The organism is Actinophytocola sp. (assembly GCF_035712165.1).
Lineage (GTDB): Bacteria > Actinomycetota > Actinomycetes > Mycobacteriales > Pseudonocardiaceae > DASYTH01.
Genome location: NZ_DASTBH010000517.1, coordinates 1 through 3,119, shown reverse-complemented (window position 1 = coordinate 3,119; position 3,119 = coordinate 1). Strand labels below are relative to the sequence as shown.

The 3,119-nt window shown below is 72.1% G+C and carries 1 protein-coding gene; it reads left to right on the top strand.

What is annotated here, in order from left to right; genetic code table 11:
- The coding region (locus VFO68_RS29380) for an SDR family NAD(P)-dependent oxidoreductase (RefSeq protein WP_325161661.1) at positions 1 to 3,119 on the top strand (3,119 nt) is incomplete at both ends.

The window sequence follows — 3,119 nt, the reverse complement described above, 5'->3', positions numbered from 1 at the left end:
GCACGCCGGGGTGGACGCCTCGGTGGTGGGCACGCTGCGCCGCGACGACGGCGGATTGGACCGGATGATCGCCTCGGTCGGCCAGGCCTGGTGCCACGGCGTCGCGGTGGACTGGGCCGGCATGTTCGCCGGCGCCGGTCGGGTGGACCTGCCCACCTACGCCTTCCAGCACGAGCCGTACTGGCTGATCAGTGAGGGCGCGGGCGACGCGGCCGGCCTGGGACAGGGCGCCGTCAAGCACCCGTTGCTGGGCGCGGTGCTCGACCTTCCGGACACCGGCGGCGTCGTGCTCACCGGGCGCGTCGCGCTCGGAACCCAGGCATGGCTTGCCGATCACGCCGTCAACGGCACCGTTCTGGTGCCCGGCACCGCATTGGTGGAACTGGCCGTGCAGGCCGGCGAGCGGGTCGGCTGCGACCTGCTGGAGGAACTGACCCTCGCCGCGCCGATGCTGCTGTCCGAACGGGGCGGGCTGCACGTGCAGGTCGTCGTCGGCGGCGCGCAGGACGACGAGCGGCGACCGGTCAGCATCTACAGCCGCGACCAGGACGCGCCGGCCGACACCGCCTGGACCCGGCACGCCACCGGCACGCTCGCCCCCGCAGCCGCAACACCCGAGCCGTGGGGGACGTGGCCGCCGGCCGGCGCCGAGCCGGTCGAACTCGACGGCCTCTACCCGGACCTGGCCGAGGCCGGATTCGGTTACGGGCCTGCGTTCCAGGGGCTGCGCCGGGTGTGGCGGCACGGCCCGGACATCCTGGCCGAGGCCGCCCTGCCGGAGAGCATCGCCGGTGACGGCGGGCGGTTCGCACTGCACCCGGCCCTGCTCGACACCGCGCTGCACGCGCTGCTCGCCGCCGACCGCACCGACCTGAACGTGCGGTTGCCGTTCAGCTGGACCGGCGTCACCGTGCACGCCACCGGCGCCACCTCGGTACGGGTTCGGCTGACGCCGGCCGGCGAGGACTCCGTGTCGGTGCGGATCGCGGACACCGCGGGCGCACCGGTGGCCACCATCGGCGCGCTGAACACACGTCCGCTCAACCCGAACGCGCTCCGCGCGACGGCCGCCGCCGGGCAGTCGCTGTTCACCGTGCACTGGACGCCGAGCACCGCCGGCGAGACGGCCGATCCCGGCCGGTGCGTGGTGATCGGCGCGGACACCCCGGACCTGACCGCCCTGATCGAGTCCGGGGAGATCCCGGACCTGGTGGTGCATCCGCTGCCCAGCGGCCCGGCGGTGCGCGACCTGACCGGGCAGGCGCTGGACCTGATCCAGACCTGGCTGGCCACCGACCAACTCGGCTCCGCCCGGCTGGCCGTGATCACCCGCGACGCCGTGGCCACCAACCCCGACGACGACACCGATCCCGCCCACGCCGCCGTCTGGGGCCTGGTCCGCACAGCCCAGAGTGAGCACCCGGACCGGTTCGTTCTGGTGGACCGTGACATCGACACTGCGGACGATCCGGCCGGATACCAGGCCGGGCTGGGCGGCGAGCCGCAGGTCGCCGTGCGGGCCGGGCAGGTGCTGGTGCCCCGGCTCACCCGGGCCGGGTCCGACGACGTGCTGATCCCCCCGGCCGGCCAACCGGCCTGGCGGCTGGACAGCCGTGACAAGGGCACCCTGGACCGGATCGAGCTGGTCGCCTGCCCGCAGGTGCTCGAACCGTTGGCGGCCGGCGAGGTCCGGGTCCGGGTCCGGGCCGCCGGGTTGAACTTCCGGGATCCGCTGATCGCCCTCGGCGTGATCGAAGGTCCCGAGGTGCAGTTGGGGGAGGGCGCGGGCGAGGTGCTGGAGGTCGGCCCGGGCGTGGCGGATCTCGAACCCGGCGACCAGGTCTTCGGTCTCATCGCCGGCTCGTTCGGACCGGTGGCCGTGACCGACCACCGGGTGCTGCGGCGGATGCCGGACGGCTGGTCGTTCGAGCACGCCGCGGCGGTGCCGATCACGCATCTCACCGCGTACGAGGGCCTGCGCCACCTGGCCGGGGTGGGCCCGGGTGACCGGGTGCTGGTGCATGCGGCTGCTGGTGGGGTGGGGATCGCGGCGGTGCAGTTGGCTCGGTATCTGGGTGCGGAGGTGTTCGGCACGGCCAGTGCCGGTAAGTGGGACACGTTGCGGGCGTTGGGTTTGGACGATGATCACATCGCCTCGTCGCGGACCGTGGAGTTCGAGCAGCGGTTCCTGGCGGCGACCGGCGGTCGCGGTGTGGACGTGGTGCTCAACAGCCTGTCCGGTGAGTTCGTCGACGCATCGCTGCGGTTGATGCCGCGCGGCGGCCGGTTCGTCGAGATCGGCAAGACCGACATCCGCGACCCCGAACAGGTCGCGCAGAGCCACCCCGGGGTGCGCTACGAGGCCTTCGATCTGATCGCGTCCGGCCCGCAGCGACTCGGCGAACTGCTCGACGAGCTGGTGGAGCTGTTGGACACCAACGTGTTCGCGCCACCGCCGATCTCCACGTGGCATATCACCCGGGCGGTGGAGGCGTTTCGGTGTCTGAGTCAGGCCCGGCAGGTGGGCAAGATCGTGTTGCGGATGCCGCGTCCGCTTGGTGGTGGTGCGGTGTTGGTCACGGGTGGGACGGGTGTGCTGGGTGGGTTGTTGGCGCGGCATCTGGTGGCCGAGCACGGGGTGCGGGAGTTGGTGTTGACCAGTCGTCGTGGTCTGGCCGCTGAGGGTGCCGTGGAGTTGCGTGATGAGTTGGCCGCGTTGGGTGCGCGGGTGCGGGTGGCTGCGTGTGATGTGGCGGATCGGGCTGCGTTGGCGCAGTTGTTGGCTGGGTTGTCGTTGTCCGGTGTGGTGCATGCGGCTGGGGTGTTGGACGACGCGACGGTGGAGTCGTTGACGCCGGAGCGGTTGGACAGCGTGTTGCGGCCGAAGGTGGATGCGGCGGTCAATCTGGATGAGTTGACCCGGGGTATGGATCTGTCGATGTTCGTGGTGTTCTCGTCGGCTGCGGGGATTCTGGGTTCGCCGGGGCAGGGTAACTATGCGGCGGCGAATGCGGCGTTGGACGGGTTGGTGCAGCGGCGGCGGGCGCGGGGTCTGCCGGGGACGGCGTTGGCGTGGGGTTTGTGGGAACAGGCCAGCGGCATGACCGGACACCTCGACG